This is a genomic window from Burkholderia sp. Bp9140, from assembly GCF_003853425.1.
Classification (GTDB): Bacteria; Pseudomonadota; Gammaproteobacteria; order Burkholderiales; family Burkholderiaceae; genus Burkholderia.
Genome location: NZ_QTPQ01000111.1, coordinates 1 through 1,113, shown reverse-complemented (window position 1 = coordinate 1,113; position 1,113 = coordinate 1). Strand labels below are relative to the sequence as shown.

The 1,113-nt window shown below is 65.0% G+C and carries 1 protein-coding gene; it reads right to left on the bottom strand.

Annotation, left to right across the window (positions count from 1 at the left end):
• Positions 1 to 1,113: c-type cytochrome biogenesis protein CcsB (ccsB, locus tag DIE21_RS36825; RefSeq protein WP_124502205.1), on the bottom strand; the 1,113-nt coding region annotated here is incomplete at both ends.

The following is a 1,113-nucleotide window of genomic DNA, read 5'->3' as shown; positions in this document are numbered from 1 at the left end:
CCGTAGCTGTGCAGCCCGGACAGGAACATGTTGACGCCGAGGAACGCGAACGTCGTCACGAGCAGGCCCGTGAGCGCCCACCAGGCGGCAACCGCGCCGCGCAGGCCCTTCATCAGGCGCATGTGCAGCCAGGCCGCGTAGTTGAGCCAGACGATCAGCGCCCAGGTTTCCTTCGGGTCCCAGCTCCAGTAGCCGCCCCATGCCTCGGCGGCCCACAGCGCGCCGAGGATCGTCGCGATCGTGAAGAACGCGAAGCCGACCGCGATCGACTTGTACATCACGTCGTCGAGCACCTCGAGCGTCGGCAGGCGATCGGCGAGCACGCCGCGCTCCTTCATCAGGTACGCGACCGACACCATCGCCGACAGCGCGAAGCTGCCATAGCCGATGAAGTTCGCCGGCACGTGGATCTTCATCCACCAGCTCTGCAGCGCCGGCACGAGCGGCTGGATCTGCTGCGCATCGCGCGCGACCGAGTACCACATCAGGAAGCCGACGGCCGCGCTGATGACCAGCAGCACGAATGCGCCAAGCGAGCGCGTGCCATAGTGCCCTTCGTAATACAGATAAAGCAATGCGGTGATCAGGCTGAACAGCACGAACACTTCGTACAGGTTCGATACGGGGATGTGCCCGACGTCGGCGCCGATCAGGTAGGACTCGTACCAGCGCACCATCAGGCCGGTGAAGCCCATCAGCACGGCGACCCACGTGAGCTTCTGGCCGATCGCGGAGCCCGACGCCGAGCGCGCGAGCAAGCCGATCCAGTAGAAGACCGTCGCGAGCACGAACAGCGCGCTCATCCACAGGATCGCCGACTGGCTCGACAGGAAGTACTTGAGGAAGAACGCCGATTCGGCGCGCGCGAGATCGCCCTGGTAGATCTGGATCGACAGCAGCGACAGCACCGCGATCGACGCCATCATCAGCCGCGCGGGCTTCCAGCGCCAGCCGAGCACGACAAGCGCCGGCACCGTGCCGATCATCACCGCCTTGTCGTAGTAATCCATGTGTTCGTTGTAGTGCACGAACGCATAGCCCGCGCCGACCACGAGTGCCAGGGCGAACAGCCAGTCGATGACCGACAGGCGTGCGAGGAACGGACGGTCGTCG